The sequence below is a fragment of the Paenibacillus sp. 1011MAR3C5 genome, assembly GCF_003591485.1.
Lineage (GTDB): Bacteria > Bacillota > Bacilli > Paenibacillales > Paenibacillaceae > Pristimantibacillus.
Genome location: NZ_QZCF01000005.1, coordinates 446,109 through 460,921 on the forward strand (window position 1 = coordinate 446,109; position 14,813 = coordinate 460,921).

Sequence of the window (14,813 nt, forward strand, 5' to 3'; positions counted from 1 at the left end):
TTAGCTGACTTTGACCCTCGAGCTGCCATACAAGTCATGTATATATTAAAAAAGACGCATCCAATCCCACTCTTGGAGTGGGGGGATGCGTCTCTTTCATAGCAAGTGCAACTGCGCGTTAGGCACTGGCTGCCGCTTCTTTGAAGGCCTTCTCCAGCTCATCGGCGCTTTCGGAAATCAGGAACAGTACATAATTGCCGACTGTAGCGATTTTATAGTTCTGGGCCAGCTTGTATGGTTCCGGCAAGTAATTCTCGAACATCTTCTGCACGTCGGCGCCGCGCTGCTCCATGGTCTTTTTGATTTCATCAATATGTTTGCTATCCTTGACTTTAATGACTGCGATCTCATTGGCGCTGAGATTGAAAGCGGGCGTCTTGATCGTAAATTCATCGACCAGATCGGTATTAATGACATAATAGGTATCAATATCATCCTTCGTCAGATCCATGAGGCCGGGTTGCTCCACTTTGTCCAGCATTGCTTTCATGATTTTATCAGTAGATGATTCAGTTGCGTTATCATCCGGCTTTTCGGTATTATTCGGCTCATCAGAAGGACTTGGGCTCGGCGTCGGGCTTTCGCTTGCGATTGGCGTGTTCGTTGCTGGCGGAGTAGCGCTGTTGTTGTTCGCATTGCCCGAGCAGGCAGTTAACAGGCTGCCAAGTAAGGCGGTGACGACGAGAAGAGACATAGCTGTTTTTTTCATGGGGTCGTTCTCCTTGTATCAAAATTCTAGTAACCGGAGCTCTTCGATTACAACCTATTGACGGCATTTTGCTCAGAAATGTTGCGGAAATCCAGCTATTTGCATTTGTAACCTTTCGGAGAGAAAGCAGTTGGCCAGAAAAAGAATTAATGATATGCAATTATTGGATTAAAATAATGGTTAGAGCAGGACGAGGAAGGAGGCATTCATGATGGAATCGAAAAGAGCTGCAGCTGAGAAAGCTGTAGAGTATGTGCGTGATGGTATGATCGTAGGTCTTGGCACCGGATCTACCGCTTATTGGGCGATTCAGAAGATCGGCAAGAGGGTGAGTCGTTGTGGATGAGAGCAAGCAGGTTCCGAAGCTAGGAAAGTTTTATTTGCATGTAGAGATTGTACCGTTTGGCGCTAATCTAACCCGGCAAAAGCTGCATGAGCTTGGATGTATCACCAGCTTGCGGAAGATGCAGAATAAACCGTTTGTGACGGACTACGGCAATTACATCGTGGACTGCGATTTTAAGGAGATTGACCGGCCCGCGGAGCTGCAGGCTTCGATCAACCTGATACCAGGCGTTGTGGAGAACGGCCTGTTCATCTGTCTTGCGAAAAAGGTTACCGTTGGCTTCTTAGACGGCTCTGTTCAGGAACTGAGTAGCATGAACGAATACTGATCTTGTTATTATTTTTTTGCAAAAAGACCGTTAAACGTTAAAATCGGTTGACACGACACCAAACGGTGTCCTATAATCAATTCGTCACCATATGGTGTCCAATTTATGAAATATCAATATTAATTAGGTGTGGATGCTGTGATTGAGAACAACCATTTGCGGGATGTGTTTGACGCGATAGCAGATCCGACCAGACGAGAACTGATTCATTTGCTGGCCTTGGGTGAAGAGCAGCCGCTTCATGAGCTGACGTCACAGTTTGATATGGGACGAACTGCGGTATCCAAGCATTTGACCATTCTGAAAGAGGCTGGACTGGTCCATGATCGCAAGGTAGGCAGAGAAACGCGATACACGCTTAACCCCGCACCGCTTCGTGAAGTACAAGATTGGGTAGCGTTCTACAGCAAATTCTGGAGTGCGAATATGCTTCGATTGAACCAACTACTAGAGGAGGATGAAATATGAGTTTGGTATTAAACCTGGATTTTCAGTACAAGACTACGATTGAGAAGCTGTGGGCCGCTGTTACCGATTCCGAGAAGCTGGCCAAGTGGGTATTGAAAAATAACTTTAAGCCAATCGTAGGGTACCAATTTCAATTCCGCGCAGAGCCGAATGAGTATTGGGATGGCGTCATTGACGGCGAAGTGCTCGTCGTAGAGCCGCCAAGCCGCTTGTCCTATACTTGGGCTGTCGGTGATGAGAAGCACACCGTTGTATGGACGCTTCAGGAACTGGGGGATGGGAAGGTTAATCTCCACCTGGAGCAGACCGGCTTCTCCAATCCTCATGGCTTGGCTGGCGCCAAGCATGGTTGGAGCGCATGGTGCGGCGAGCTTGAAAAGCTGCTGGCGCAATAACCGCTTCCGATCCTTCATCTACACTAACCGGCTGCTGCAAGAAGCCGCAGCAGCCGGTTATTATCGACTTCAATTCGACCATTACTTGGTATAATATGAATAAAAACGTTTTTTTCTATCGGAAGGATGTTAACATGAGCGAAGCGAATCAGCAGCACATTGTCATCTTGGGTGCAAGGGAAAACAATCTTAAAAACGTATCCCTGCGCATACCTAAGCGAAAAATTACGATTTTTACCGGTGTGTCCGGGTCTGGCAAGTCCTCGATTGTCTTCGATACGATCGCCGCAGAATCTACGCGATTGCTGAATGAGAATTTCAGCATGTTCGTGCGCAATTTCCTGCCCCGCGTCCCGCAGCCGGATACGGATGCGATTGAGAACCTGAGCATGGCGGTTATTGTAGATCAGAAGCGGCTGGGAGGCGGCTCCCATTCCACGATGGGAACGATAACGGATATTTCGCCTATTCTGCGTCTTCTGTTCTCCCGGGTAGGTCAGCCACGTGTTGGTCAAGCGCATATGTTTTCCTTTAACGATCCGCAAGGCATGTGCCCTGAGTGCAACGGGATCGGCCGCAAGCTTGGAGTAGACATGAGCAAGGCGGTAGACCTCTCCAAGTCGCTGCGAGAAGGCGCTATTATGCTTCCCGACTATTCTGTGGACAGTTGGGATTGGAATATTGTCGTCCAGTCAGGATCCTTTGATCCAGACAAGAAGCTCAGCGATTATACCGATGAGGATCTGGAGCTGCTGCTGCATGGCAAGGCGAGAAAAGTACAGATGGATTTCGCCGGCAAAGCCACGAATATTACGGTGGAAGGCGTCATTGAGAAATTCACCAACAAATATATCAAGCAGGACGTGAAGACGAAGTCCGAACGCACCCAGAAGGCTGTTGCACCGTTCATGACAGAGGGTCCATGCTCCAGCTGCCGAGGCGCAAGGCTTAGCCAAGCTGCGCTTAGCTGCAAAATTAATGGCCGCAACATCGCCGAGATGTCTTCCATGGAGGTCGGTCAGCTAATTCGGGTCATTCGCGAAATTGACGATTCTGTTGCTGCGCCAATGGTGAAGTCGCTCACCGAGAGACTGCAGCATCTGGTGGATGTCGGACTGGACTATTTGACGCTGGACCGTGAGACGGATACGCTCTCCGGCGGCGAATCGCAGCGCGTCAAGATGGTGAAGCATCTAAGCGGCAGTCTGGTAGATGTTACATATATCTTCGATGAGCCCAGCGTTGGGTTGCATCCCCGGGACGTACACCGGTTGAATGAATTGCTTCAAAAGCTGCGTGACAAGGGCAATACCGTCATTGTCGTCGAGCATGATCCCGATGTGATCAAGGTAGCGGATCATATCGTCGATGTCGGACCTCATGCCGGCAGCCGAGGCGGAACGATCGTATATGAAGGGACCTACCCAGGCTTGCTGGAGTCTGGCACGCTGACAGGCAACCATATGAAGCGTCCTCTTCAATTGAAGCAAGAATGCAGGCAGCCATCAGGCACCCTTTCCATCAAGAATGCCACCTTGCATAACCTGAATAATGTGAGTGTAGATATTCCAACCGCTGTGCTTACCGTCGTTACCGGAGTTGCCGGTTCAGGAAAGAGTACGTTGATTAATGAGGTATTCCTCAGCCAGCATCCGGACGCGATCGTGATTGATCAATCGGCGGTAGGCGTGTCGACACGCTCCAACCCTGCGACCTATACGGGAATTATGGATGATGTTCGCAAGGCGTTTGCTTCTGCCAACAAGGTAAACCAAGGATTGTTCAGCTTCAACTCCAAGGGAGCTTGCGAGAATTGTCAAGGGTTAGGCGTCGTATATACGGACCTGGCATTCCTCGAAAGCGTAAAGCTGCCATGCGAAGTGTGCGGCGGCAAACGGTTCAAGGAAGAGGTGCTTGAATATAAGCTGAACGGCAAGTCGATCGCCGATGTGCTGGAGATGACGGTAGAACAAGCATTGGAGTTCTTCGAGCTGAAAGAGGTTGTGCGCAAGCTCCAGGCCATGAGCGATGTAGGGCTGAACTATGTAACGCTTGGCCAGCCGCTCAGCACGCTCTCGGGCGGGGAATGTCAGCGCATTAAGCTTGCAAGCGAGCTCCATAAGAAAGGCAGCATCTACGTAATGGACGAGCCGACGACTGGGCTTCATATGTCAGATATCGGCCAGTTGATGGGGATCATGAATCGCCTTGTAGATACCGGCAATACGGTCATCGTTATCGAGCATAATCTTGATGTCATCAGCCAAGCGGATTGGATCATCGATATGGGACCGGATGGGGGCAGCAAAGGCGGCCAGGTCGTGTTCGAGGGCCTGCCATCACAGATCATTCATGCGGAGCAGTCAATTACGGGACGATACTTGCAGTAATGAAGCCTACTTGATGAAAGGGGACGAGGAGATTGGGTTTCTTTCAAGATATGTTATCCATGTTTAAAAAGAGAGAATTGGCATTGATCGCTAGCAACAAGGAAGCGGACGGCGTGTATACGTTTCTTTTTGAGAAAGACAAAGATTTGAATTGGCAGCCAGGCCAATACGGTCTGTTCACGATTACGCATAAGAAAGTGAAAAACCCGACGAAGCCGTTCAGCATTGCCTCTGCTCCAGCCGAAAATGCGATCAGGCTAACGATGCGTATAAGCGATGCTCCCAGCGAGTTCAAGCAAGCGATGCTGGAATTAAAGCCAGGCATGACGGTCAAGATGAGCGGGCCGGTAGGGGCTTTTTCCTTGCAGGACAACAGCCCTTCACTGCTGATCGCAGGCGGAATCGGCATTACGCCAATCCGGGCAATCGTCAAACAAATCGAATCGGAAGGCAATCGAAACGGGCGTCACATCCAACTCCTCTATCTGGATAGTCAAAAATCTTTTCCGTACAGGGAAGAGCTTGATGTAATTGCTGACCGTGCTTCCATACGCATAACGTATTTGGATTCGAGAGATGGCTTGAATGCGGAGATTGTCAAGTTCGCTGGCGCGCATAAGGACAGCGGCAAGTACTTTGTTGCAGGACCTAAGGGAATGGTTGATTCCATAGCGGATTACTTGCAGAAAAATCAAATTCCAAAAAGCAATATCAAGAAGGACGCCTTCTTTGGGTATTAGTAAAGCATGAGTATTCTTTAATGAAATAATTATAAGCATTACAGCAGGGCTGCCAGTAGAAACGGCAGCCTCTTTGTTTTCGATATTGCCGGTTGCCAATGACGAAGCTGAACTTTCGCAATCCAAATCAAAAATCGCTATTCGGGCTTATGCTATTCTTTACATCAAGAGGTGATCACGTGAGATACCATCCCATGATTTATCAAGCTTTAGGTTATATCGAGGCGCATTTGGAGGAGGAGGTGAAGCTCGAGGACGCGGCGGCCGCCGCGGGCTTCTCGATGTATCACTTTCACCGGATCTTTCAGGAGCAGGTCGGTATAAGCGTGACGGATTATATCCGCTCGCGCAGGCTGGCCAGCGCTTCCGCCTTGCTCTTGTACTCGAACGAAGATATTATCCAAATCGCGTTCCGCAGCCGGTTCGAATCGCAGGAGGCGTTCACCCGCGCCTTCAAGAAGGAATACGGCATGCCTCCCGGACGTTACCGCAAGATGATGGGGAGCGTGCAACAATCGATGGAAAAACGAGAGGAGAATACGAATATGAGCGAGCATGGAAAAGTGAAGGGCTGGATCCTAAGCGGCAGCGATCCGTCGCATTACGAGATGGGCATTGACCGGGAAACGGTGCATATGGGAAAGGTGTCCGGATATTTAAGATCCCTGTCAGCAACGTCGGAAACTCAGTTCGCAACAATTATGCAGCAATTCAAATCCGACAAATATAAAGGCGAGCGAATCAAATTGTCCGCATTTATTCAAGCGGAGAAGGTGAGCGATTTTGCGGGGCTTTGGATGCGAGTTGACAACGCGACGGGGGATACAATTCAGTTCGATAACATGAGTGATCGGCCGATTCAAGGCACTTTGCCGTGGAATTTATACTCTATTGTGCTTGATGTACCGGCGGATAGCGTATCGATTTCCTTCGGTGTGCTGCTTACAGGCCAAGGAAAGGTATGGATGGACAGTTTTTCATTCGAAACAGTCGATGCGCGTACGCCAAGCACGAATATGCATATTGGCGGAGAAATGCGGGACGAGCCGGAGAATTTGTCCTTCGAGGAATAAAGCGATGGAAGAACGGGAGCGCCTGGTGCGCTTCCGTTCTTTTTCTATTGTCCGAAGAAAAAAGTATTAGACTGGATGTCCTTATTCCATGCGGGATCGTAGAATTCAAAACAGCGATAGCCAATGACGTGAAAATATAGTCCTAGACTGTCGCTGTCTTGCTGTCTTATTGAACTATCATTTCCCGTTAGTTGAAGGCACAGGGATTTGTAATTTATGAATTGAATACTTCTCTATTTGCTTTAACAACATCATGAATGGAAAATGATCCACCTGAAGCTATCAGCTTTTCCATGACCTTTTCGCGCAGAAGTGGCGCTTTTTCTTTATTCGCTTTCGTTAAGGCTATAGCTAGTTCCTCTTTTGTAAGTTCGGTGCAGTACGCTGGGGTTCCTGGCTGTTGTCTCCACGAATCGCTTAAAGAACCGCTATCTACGGCATCGAAGCCTAGATCGTTTGCTACACCCATGATGATTTGTTTATGGGATAGGTCATCGCCAGCAACTGCTATAGCAATGCGTCCATCCGTCCCTTCGGGAGTTCCATGATGCTCTAGCGTATAGGCTAAGAAATTGTTGAACGCTTTAATGATGGGTCTTCCCAAATGATTGGACACCCAAACACTTTCAACCATTCCGTTCTCCACGGCTTCGATTTTACCGCTGATTTGAGGATAATAATTTGAAGTGTCTACAATGATAACTTCCTCCCCAACTTTATCTATAATGTTGCGAATGCTTGACAATGCATAGAAAGGTATCGATGTTAAAAGAACATCGATATTTTTAATGACATCTTGTACGATCACAGGTGTTCCTGTAAGATTTTTCCCTTCCAAGCGTTCAATCCCGCGAGCGTCTGCAATCTTGACATCATGTCCATTATCAACCAATTTTTTCGCAATATTAGATCCAATTGGTCCTGCACCTATAATTCCAAATCTCATTTCCATTCCTCCAATATCCTATTTCATGGTCCCTTGATTGAGTTAATCTGTATACATGTACTAATATATATGTGTTGGTCGGATATTTGAAGAAGGCAATAAAAATGGATATAGTACACTTTTTTGTACCTAACAGAAGAAATGAGTGATTAAGATGTCTAGAATAAATGAGGATGAATTTAGTGAAGAATGTAAGAAAGATCATAGAGAGGTATATGGCATCGCCTATACTCAAAACATACTTTCGGGACGTTGGAAGTATCTAATTCTTTGGTTTTTAAAGTTTAACCAGCGTCGATATAATGAAATTAAGACTCATTTAGGGGGAATTTCACAAGGATCCCTAACAAAACAACTTCGAGAATTAGAAGCGGATGGCTTAATTAATCGCAAAATTTATCCAGAGGTACCTCCGCGTGTTGAATATTCATTAACATTGAAAGGAGAGGAACTAATCCCCATTATTGATTTAATGGAACATTTCGGGAAGAAGTTTGGGGATAAAATTGATTAAGAATAAGAGACTAATCAGCATTTTGTGAAACGTCGAGGCGGTATTGTCAGTATGAAAGGCATAAGAAAATTTCATGCGAGGTGTCCGTGCCAAGATGACGAATATTGATGCAATAGATGATTTAAAGGCGCAATTACTACTAATCGAACGATGGGAGCAGGAGCAGAAGGATCTTTTTTTCTGGGAAAAGCTCGGCAGACTGCCTTTTGCTCTACTGGACCGGATTACGCCTAAGTTCATTCAGGAGAAAATCGGAACGGCCCTTGACGAGCTTGGAAACTACGTCCAGAGCGGCGGACAGTATCTGATCAGTAAGGAGCAGATGTATCGGAAGTTTTTCCCGAACGAAGAACAGGATGAAGGCTCGGCCTTGGACCGTATCGGTCAGCTACCACTGAACAGGATGGATAAGATGGCAGACAGCATTATTGAATCAGGCACCAGGACGGCGACGGTGCAAGGCGCAACTACGGGAATTGGCGGCTTCTTCACGCTCGCCATCGATATCCCGCTTCTGCTCGGCATCTCTCTCAAAGCGCTGCAGGAGATTGCGCTCAGTTATGGTTATGATCCGACAGAGAAGTCAGAGCGTATCTTTATCGTGAAGTGCCTCCAATTCTCCTCTTCTGACATCGTCGGCAAGAAAGCGATTCTGGATGATCTCGCTGCTTTCCACTCAGACGAAAAAAGCGGTCAAGTCATGTCCCAGTTAGAAGGCTGGCGTGAAGTGATGTTTACGTATAGGGACAACTTTGGCTGGAAAAAGCTGTTCCAGATGATCCCGATCGCAGGCATGCTATTCGGCGCCTTTCTGAACCGTTCCACTCTCCAGGATGTTGCTGAAACTGGTAAAATGATGTACCAGAAACGAAGAATTCTAGAAAAGCTGAAGAGTGCGGGGGAGCTTTGACTAACCGTAAGAGATGGGATGAAAGTGTAGTCTGAGCGTGCTGCAAGCCGAAAAAATCGGCTTAGAGCGCGGAAAGTGCAGTCTGAGCGTGCTGCAAGCCGAGAAAATCGGCTTAGAGAGAGAAAAGTGCAGTCTGAGCGTGCTGCAAGCCGAGAAAATCGGCTTAGAGCGAGGAAAGTGCAGTCTGAGCATGCTGCAAGCCGAAAAAATCGGCTTAGAGCGCGGAAAGTGCAGTCTGAGCGTGCTGCAAGCCGAGAAAATCGGCTTAGAGCGCGGAAAGCAGTAGATTTGTTTGCTTGTTTGAGAAAGCAATTTAGAAGAACTTTTTGCATCTCTTCTTTAGTAGGATGAAATCATAAGAAGTTTATGGTAGGAGGATAGGCATGAGCCAGATCAATGATGAAAATAACCGTACTGCACATGTAGGCGACCGTGAGATTGTCATTATCCGTGAGTTTGATGCACCGCGCGAGCTTGTGTTTGAAGCTTGGACGAAAGAGGAGCACTTGTCGAAATGGTGGGGTCCGCAAGGATTTACGACGACCTTTCAGAAATTCGATATGCAGCCGAATGGGACTTGGGAATTTATCATGCATGGTCCCGATGGCGTTGATTATCCTAACACGAACATTGTTGTCGAGGTTCAAAAACCTGAGCGTATCGTCTTCAAGCATGCAGTGTTCCCTCACTTTGTAGCTACAGCAATCTTCGAGAACATGGATGACAAGACCATCCTTACGTACCGAACTCTATTTGAAGAAACTGCTGCCGTATTCGATAAGGTGAAAACATATGCTGTCCCAGGTGCCGAGCAGACGATGGATCGTTTAAGGGAGCATCTGGCGAATCGTTTCCGTATACAATGAACCGGCATTTGCTGGTCAGATGCTTGATTTTCAACATACCTATGGCTGCTTTTATTCAAGCTTGCAACGGAATTAGCAGCAATCGATGTGAATGTGGTGCTTGATTTTGGGTTTTGGAGCAGGATGGAGTAAGTTTATTAGCGTGTATTAAATATTCATACACATGTGACAGCAGCGGATCAACATGATCTGCTGCTATTTGCATGAGGAGAATTATGCGGAAATAACCTGATATCTCAATATGCGACTACACTGTGTTTGCAGACGTTCTATATTTGGAACACGTATTATTTGAAGGCGGAAGTCTCGAGTTTGCATAAAGCCAATTATTTTAAAGGAGTGTAGGAGGTAGAGGGGCATACTGGGCCCACTGGAAGAGGAACAATACGGGATTATTCAATTTTTGACTTTTCTATATAAAATCAATTGGTACGAACAGTTTGGTTGTGATCACTATAATGAGTCAAAAAAATGAAATAAACCAGGCACGACAGAGGTTGATAATCATTATCATTCGTGGTACATTGTTAACATATAAACAAAAATTGATGATAAGAATCTTTAGATCCTTATTATCACAGCATTATTAAGAATTAAAAAGTAAACAAGGAGTGGTTGAAACTTGGGCACGAATGACCGAACAAAGCAGCTACTGTATGAACAATACATCCGGTTTCTGCACGCATTTGAAAGCCATAAGGACACGGAAATTGACCATTTTTTCAGTATTGCAGAGAGGGCAGCGATTGAGAAACTCCCTCAGAATTTGACTACGATTCATGTCATTGATTGCATTGGCCGGCATGAACCGATTAACAACACGGGAATAGCCGAGAAGATGAATTTGTCCAAGGCGAGTATAACCAAGATCGGCAATAAACTGCTGGAGGAAGGATTCGTCAAACGGACGCAAATGAATGACAACAAGAAAGAGAGTTATTTTCGGTTGTCGCCGCAAGGCAAAAACGTTTTTGAACTGCATGAACGTCTTCATGAGCTTGAAGCTGAACGATTCTATCGCTTTTTGGATAAATACTCGGGAGAGGAATTGAAGGTGATTCATCAGTTTCTTCAGGACAGCCGTATATACATTGAATCCAGATGATCAGAAGGGGATGAATCGTGTGAATTTGGCCGAATTGATCATGGATCGGAGAAGTATTCGAAAATGCAATGCCAAGCCGGTAGAGCAAGAGCTTGTCGTTGAGCTGCTGATAGACGCTGCCAGTCTGCAACCTTCCTTGAAAGATGGTGCATGGCGTGTTGTGTATGCCGGAACTCCCGAATCCAGCAAACGGTTGGTAGACTATATGCTCGCGCAGATGGCAGAGAGCAAGCTGGGCAAATGGATTCCTGGGAAACTGCTGGATGTGTTGAAAAAGAGATTTACCGACATACCTGCTCATGTCATCGTGTTGTCCGCTAAAGGGCAGGATCGCCTGACTAGCGACCGAAATTATGCTGCTGTCTGCGGGATGATGCAGAGCTTCCAGCTGCTGGGCTGGGAACGGGGGTTAGGCATGATTTGGGATACGGAATCGATCATTCAACATGAGAGTTTCTTTGAAGGAGTCGGGAAGCGCGAGGATGAAAGATTCGTTGGCATACTCCATCTGGGCTACTTTGACAAAGCGCCGAGAGGTCGCAAAAGAACGCCAGCCGAGCGGAAGTGGACTATTTTGCAGGGCAGCGCATGATAAGGGAGGGTGAATTCATGAAATTATCCGATCTGGTTGGAGAAATGAGCAAACCGATACATTTTGCAGATCGCTTGGTATCTCCACAGCTCATTCTGGAGCTTCTTAATGTTGCCGTATGGGCGCCGAACGACGGCTTACGTGAGCCATGGCGTTTTATTTTTGCCGATAACCGTACTGGCCAGATCCTTCACGGTTTGCAGGAGCCGGCACCAGCCTATCTGCTTGTCGTGATGAGGGAAGAAGCGGATCGCCACAAACAAGAGGAAGATTTTGCAGCTGTTAGCTGCCTCATCCAAAACTTCCGCCTCCTTGCACATGAGCGGAACTTAGGTGTCCGTTGGACACTTCATGAATGGATGTATGACCGAAGCCATGCTGAATCGTTCGGCGTACAGAGAAACGAGCGTATCGCTGCGGTACTGGAAATGGGTTATACCGCGTCCTTTTCACAAGAGAAAACAGATGTTCAAGAGCCACAGCTGCGGTTCGAGCTGCTGTAGGGGCTAAGATGCGGGAAATGTTGATGTGACGTGAACGCTGCTGTAAGGACGACCACCGAACTGGACCCTAGTCTTGCTCCGATTCCATCCGCCAGAGGGATGATGATACCTTAGAGGATATAGCTACTATTGTTATATTGCCGGGTCGAGCAACCTGGATATCGATTCAATACTCATTTAATCAGCGCCTTTTGCATTCGCAGGTTCTAGTGCAGACAAGTTCTCAATAGGATGGTACAAGTACTTTTATATCCACTTTGAGGGGTGTCTGCTTCAGATGAGCATTTTTCTAAGTTATGTGTTACTCGGATTTTCGTTGGCAGCGCCTATCGGACCTGTCAATGCGGCACAGATTGAGAAGGGGATTAAGCATGGTTTTTTTCATGCTTGGCTGATCGGTTTGGGAGCTATGGCCGCAGACGCGATATTCATGCTCCTTATTTATTTCGGGCTCGCCCATTTCCTAGCTACTCCATTCGCCAAAACGTTCTTATGGTTGTTCGGCGGCTTCATACTCATTTATACAGGCGTGGAGAGTTTCAAAAGGAACAATACCCTTGCAGTTTCAGATCAACGTTCCTCGGTATCGCATGCCAAGTCCTTCTATTCCGGTTTCCTTATGACTTTTTCGAATCCAGTCAGTATCTTATTCTGGCTTGGCATATACGGCTCTATTCTTGCGACAACAGCCCAGCGGTACGGCGCTTTGGAATTGCTGCTTTATAGTTCTGGTATTTTCATTGGGCTCATGCTTTGGGATATAGCCATGGCTTCGATCTCCAGCATATTTCAAAAGTTTTTGCATGAGGGCGTTCTAGTTCTGATCTCGCGCGCTGCGGGCATATGCCTATTATGCTTCGGCATTTATTTTGAATGGCAGGCGATTAAGGAATTATTTTTTTAAACGCTCCATCGCTTTCGCAAGAAAAAAGTGACCGTACCGATAATCGAAATGCATGCAAGACTAATAAAGAAACCAGGTCTTGTTGCTTGATCGAATAACGTACCTACAACCGCAGCTAGCAAAAGCACTATTGCGGTATAAGTTTGTGCCCGCCCCCAGGCTTTCGGCTTCAAAAGCTTTTGAGATGCAAATAAAATAAATAGCCATGTGTATAACAGCATAAGACCTCCTGCCGTCGTAATATATTCGTATACCCGATTGGGAAGCAATAAGGCAACGGTGATAGAAATGACCATTCCCGCAAGCGTCAGCCCAAGTGAGCCATAGGGGAATTGGCGCTTTTTAGACCTCTTCGCAAATAATTTTGGTGCATCTCCTTCGTCCGCAATCATGGACATCACAAGTGTAACGGAATAGAGCGAGGCGACTAATCCTGAGAATCCGGCAATAATCAATACACCATTGAAAATATGAACCAACACTTGATAATGCAAATCCTTAAGCGCAGATACGAAAGGACTTTCTTGTGTTGTGATTTGTTCGATTGGCGTAACAAGTAGCACAAGCCCAATGGATACAATAAAAAGGACAGTGATGGTCACAATCATAAATCGTCCGGATTTCGGCGCTTCTTTTGGATCCTTCAGTTCCGCTGCCATTATTCCCATGACTTCAATGCCGGAAAAACAAAAAAAGACATAGATCAAGCTTGTCCATACTCCCATTGCACCTCCTTTGAACACTGCTTGAAAGGTCTTGGGTGTATGCATATGCGCGTTGTCTGCACCGAGAAAGCCGGGGATCACGAGGCAGGCCAATATGATAAACATAACGATAGCAGCCAATTTGATAATGGCTAGCAGGTTAACGGTTTTTTCAAACCAGGCGGTTCCTAGCAGGACAACCCCCACACCTAGAACGGCATAACCACTTGTTAATATCCACAATGGAATGTTCGGAAACCAGAATCTCGTGAATAAACCGATGGCTGTTAATTGGCTGCCGAGAATAAGCATCTCGGAGGACCAATATACCCAGCCATGACTGAAGCCTGCCCAATGACCAAAGGCTTGCTTCGAATAAGTACGGAACGATCCCTTCTCTGAGTGCTTCGCGAACATTTTTGCTAAGGATTGAAAAACAAAAAAAGTTCCGATTGCTGCCAGGAAGAAATTAAGGATGACCGAGAAGCCGCTTTTTTCGATGGCTAAACTTGAACCAAGCAGAAATCCTGTCCCTGTGGTTGTTCCTAATCCAAATAAGGCAAGCTGCCACCATGTCATCGTGCCTTTCTTGTCTTTTTCTTTCGCTTTGGTTTGTTCCACTGCTGAATCGTTCATGAATTAGAGCTCCTTGGTCATTCATAATGTCACTTTCGCATTCAATTCTATAGTAGGTCTTCGCCAAGCTACGTTATTTTAACAAACTAACAGTGGAGTTATACTAAGGTTGAATCAGATGGAATGACAAAAGTAATAAATTACCTGTAGATATCTTGGAGCAGCCATGATATATTATTGTTCCGGCCAAGAAATACAAGCGGCGGGACACGAAAAGAGAATTGTTCTTTGAAAACTGAACAACGAGCGAAAATGCCCTGTTAATTCTAAGGAATTAATAGAAAAGCAACAAACGTTATTGAGCAAGTCAAACACTTGAAGATTTTCTCATTGGCTCTGCCAAGTAAGAAAACTTCTTTTATGGAGAGTTTGATCCTGGCTCAGGACGAACGCTGGCGGCGTGCCTAATACATGCAAGTCGAGCGGACCTCACGTTTCTTCGGAAACGTAAGGTTAGCGGCGGACGGGTGAGTAACACGTAGGTAACCTGCCTGTAAGACTGGGATAACATTCGGAAACGGATGCTAATACCGGATACGCGAATCGGTCGCATGGCTGATTCGGGAAAGACGGAGCAATCTGTCACTTACAGATGGACCTGCGGCGCATTAGCTAGTTGGTGAGGTAATGGCTCACCAAGGCGACGATGCGTAGCCGACCTGAGAGGGTGATCGGCCACACTGG

Annotated in this window: 16 protein-coding genes, 1 rRNA gene and 1 pseudogene; 15 read left to right on the forward strand and 3 right to left on the reverse strand. The window is 46.6% G+C overall.

Annotation, left to right across the window (positions count from 1 at the left end; genetic code table 11):
* Positions 1-118: 118 nt before the first annotated feature.
* Positions 119-709, reverse strand: a complete 591-nt coding sequence (locus tag D3P07_RS17950) for a DUF4358 domain-containing protein (RefSeq protein WP_119801614.1) — start codon at positions 707-709, stop codon at positions 119-121.
* A gap of 211 nt (positions 710-920) precedes the next feature.
* Here D3P07_RS17950 and D3P07_RS17955 point away from each other — a divergent pair.
* The 6 genes and pseudogenes from D3P07_RS17955 (at position 921) to D3P07_RS17980 (ending at position 6,449) form a co-directional block, all read left to right on the forward strand.
* A pseudogene (locus tag D3P07_RS17955) lies at positions 921-1,383 on the forward strand (ribose-5-phosphate isomerase A).
* Positions 1,384-1,521: 138 nt separating this feature from the next.
* Positions 1,522-1,851, forward strand: a complete 330-nt coding sequence (locus D3P07_RS17960; protein WP_119801615.1) for an ArsR/SmtB family transcription factor — start codon at positions 1,522-1,524, stop codon at positions 1,849-1,851.
* Positions 1,848-2,246, forward strand: coding sequence for an SRPBCC family protein (locus tag D3P07_RS17965; RefSeq protein WP_119801616.1), 399 nt, complete (start codon positions 1,848-1,850; stop codon positions 2,244-2,246). Before D3P07_RS17960 ends, D3P07_RS17965 begins: the two co-directional genes overlap by 4 nt.
* A gap of 134 nt (positions 2,247-2,380) precedes the next feature.
* Positions 2,381-4,636, forward strand: coding sequence for an ATP-binding cassette domain-containing protein (locus D3P07_RS17970; RefSeq protein ID WP_119801617.1), 2,256 nt, complete (start codon positions 2,381-2,383; stop codon positions 4,634-4,636).
* 32 nt (positions 4,637-4,668) lie between these two features.
* Positions 4,669-5,376, forward strand: a complete 708-nt coding sequence (locus D3P07_RS17975) for an FAD-dependent oxidoreductase (RefSeq protein WP_119801618.1) — start codon at positions 4,669-4,671, stop codon at positions 5,374-5,376.
* Positions 5,377-5,555: 179 nt separating this feature from the next.
* On the forward strand, positions 5,556-6,449 hold the full coding sequence (locus D3P07_RS17980; protein ID WP_259391566.1) for a helix-turn-helix domain-containing protein: 894 nt from the start codon (positions 5,556-5,558) through the stop codon (positions 6,447-6,449).
* A 214-nt stretch (positions 6,450-6,663) separates the two neighbouring features.
* Here D3P07_RS17980 and D3P07_RS17985 read toward each other — a convergent pair whose 3' ends face one another.
* On the reverse strand, positions 6,664-7,395 hold the full coding sequence (locus tag D3P07_RS17985; protein WP_119801619.1) for an NADPH-dependent F420 reductase: 732 nt from the start codon (positions 7,393-7,395) through the stop codon (positions 6,664-6,666).
* 154 nt (positions 7,396-7,549) lie between these two features.
* On the opposite strand from D3P07_RS17985, the gene D3P07_RS17990 reads away from it, so the two are divergent.
* The 8 genes from D3P07_RS17990 (at position 7,550) to D3P07_RS18025 (ending at position 12,789) form a co-directional block, all read left to right on the forward strand.
* Positions 7,550-7,909, forward strand: coding sequence for a winged helix-turn-helix transcriptional regulator (locus D3P07_RS17990; RefSeq protein WP_182914378.1), 360 nt, complete (start codon positions 7,550-7,552; stop codon positions 7,907-7,909).
* A gap of 94 nt (positions 7,910-8,003) precedes the next feature.
* On the forward strand, positions 8,004-8,819 hold the full coding sequence (locus D3P07_RS17995; protein WP_119801621.1) for an EcsC family protein: 816 nt from the start codon (positions 8,004-8,006) through the stop codon (positions 8,817-8,819).
* A 37-nt stretch (positions 8,820-8,856) separates the two neighbouring features.
* The gene (locus tag D3P07_RS18000) at positions 8,857-9,105 is read left to right on the forward strand and encodes a hypothetical protein (RefSeq protein WP_119801622.1); all 249 of its coding nucleotides are present in this window, start codon (positions 8,857-8,859) and stop codon (positions 9,103-9,105) included.
* 97 nt (positions 9,106-9,202) lie between these two features.
* Positions 9,203-9,685, forward strand: a complete 483-nt coding sequence (locus tag D3P07_RS18005; protein WP_119801623.1) for an SRPBCC family protein — start codon at positions 9,203-9,205, stop codon at positions 9,683-9,685.
* Positions 9,686-10,307: 622 nt separating this feature from the next.
* A complete protein-coding gene (locus D3P07_RS18010; RefSeq protein ID WP_119801624.1) occupies positions 10,308-10,790 on the forward strand; it encodes a MarR family transcriptional regulator in 483 nt (160 codons plus the stop codon).
* A 19-nt stretch (positions 10,791-10,809) separates the two neighbouring features.
* The gene (locus D3P07_RS18015) at positions 10,810-11,382 is read left to right on the forward strand and encodes a nitroreductase family protein (protein ID WP_119801625.1); all 573 of its coding nucleotides are present in this window, start codon (positions 10,810-10,812) and stop codon (positions 11,380-11,382) included.
* 17 nt (positions 11,383-11,399) lie between these two features.
* Positions 11,400-11,885, forward strand: coding sequence for a nitroreductase family protein (locus tag D3P07_RS18020; RefSeq protein WP_119801626.1), 486 nt, complete (start codon positions 11,400-11,402; stop codon positions 11,883-11,885).
* 277 nt (positions 11,886-12,162) lie between these two features.
* A complete protein-coding gene (locus D3P07_RS18025; RefSeq protein WP_119801627.1) occupies positions 12,163-12,789 on the forward strand; it encodes a LysE family transporter in 627 nt (208 codons plus the stop codon).
* On the opposite strand, the gene D3P07_RS18030 is transcribed toward D3P07_RS18025, so the two are convergent.
* Positions 12,786-14,129, reverse strand: coding sequence for an amino acid permease (locus D3P07_RS18030; protein ID WP_119801628.1), 1,344 nt, complete (start codon positions 14,127-14,129; stop codon positions 12,786-12,788). The two genes, D3P07_RS18025 and D3P07_RS18030, sit on opposite strands and share 4 nt — an antisense overlap.
* A 357-nt stretch (positions 14,130-14,486) precedes the next feature.
* Here D3P07_RS18030 and D3P07_RS18035 point away from each other — a divergent pair.
* A 16S ribosomal RNA gene (locus D3P07_RS18035) occupies positions 14,487-14,813 on the forward strand; the annotation flags it as partial.

What these genes read in the sequence shown, in the direction of transcription:
- D3P07_RS18025 (WP_119801627.1), top strand. Translation starts at nt 12,163, where the DNA reads ATGAGCATTTTTCTAAGTTATGTGTTACTCGGATTTTCGTTGGCAGCG.
- D3P07_RS17985 (WP_119801619.1), bottom strand. Translation starts at nt 7,395, where the DNA reads ATGAGATTTGGAATTATAGGTGCAGGACCAATTGGATCTAATATTGCG.
- D3P07_RS17950 (WP_119801614.1), bottom strand. Translation starts at nt 709, where the DNA reads ATGAAAAAAACAGCTATGTCTCTTCTCGTCGTCACCGCCTTACTTGGC.
- D3P07_RS17995 (WP_119801621.1), top strand. Translation starts at nt 8,004, where the DNA reads ATGACGAATATTGATGCAATAGATGATTTAAAGGCGCAATTACTACTA.
- D3P07_RS17965 (WP_119801616.1), top strand. Translation starts at nt 1,848, where the DNA reads ATGAGTTTGGTATTAAACCTGGATTTTCAGTACAAGACTACGATTGAG.
- D3P07_RS17970 (WP_119801617.1), top strand. Translation starts at nt 2,381, where the DNA reads ATGAGCGAAGCGAATCAGCAGCACATTGTCATCTTGGGTGCAAGGGAA.
- D3P07_RS18005 (WP_119801623.1), top strand. Translation starts at nt 9,203, where the DNA reads ATGAGCCAGATCAATGATGAAAATAACCGTACTGCACATGTAGGCGAC.
- D3P07_RS18020 (WP_119801626.1), top strand. Translation starts at nt 11,400, where the DNA reads ATGAAATTATCCGATCTGGTTGGAGAAATGAGCAAACCGATACATTTT.
- D3P07_RS17990 (WP_182914378.1), top strand. Translation starts at nt 7,550, where the DNA reads ATGTCTAGAATAAATGAGGATGAATTTAGTGAAGAATGTAAGAAAGAT.
- D3P07_RS18030 (WP_119801628.1), bottom strand. Translation starts at nt 14,129, where the DNA reads ATGAACGATTCAGCAGTGGAACAAACCAAAGCGAAAGAAAAAGACAAG.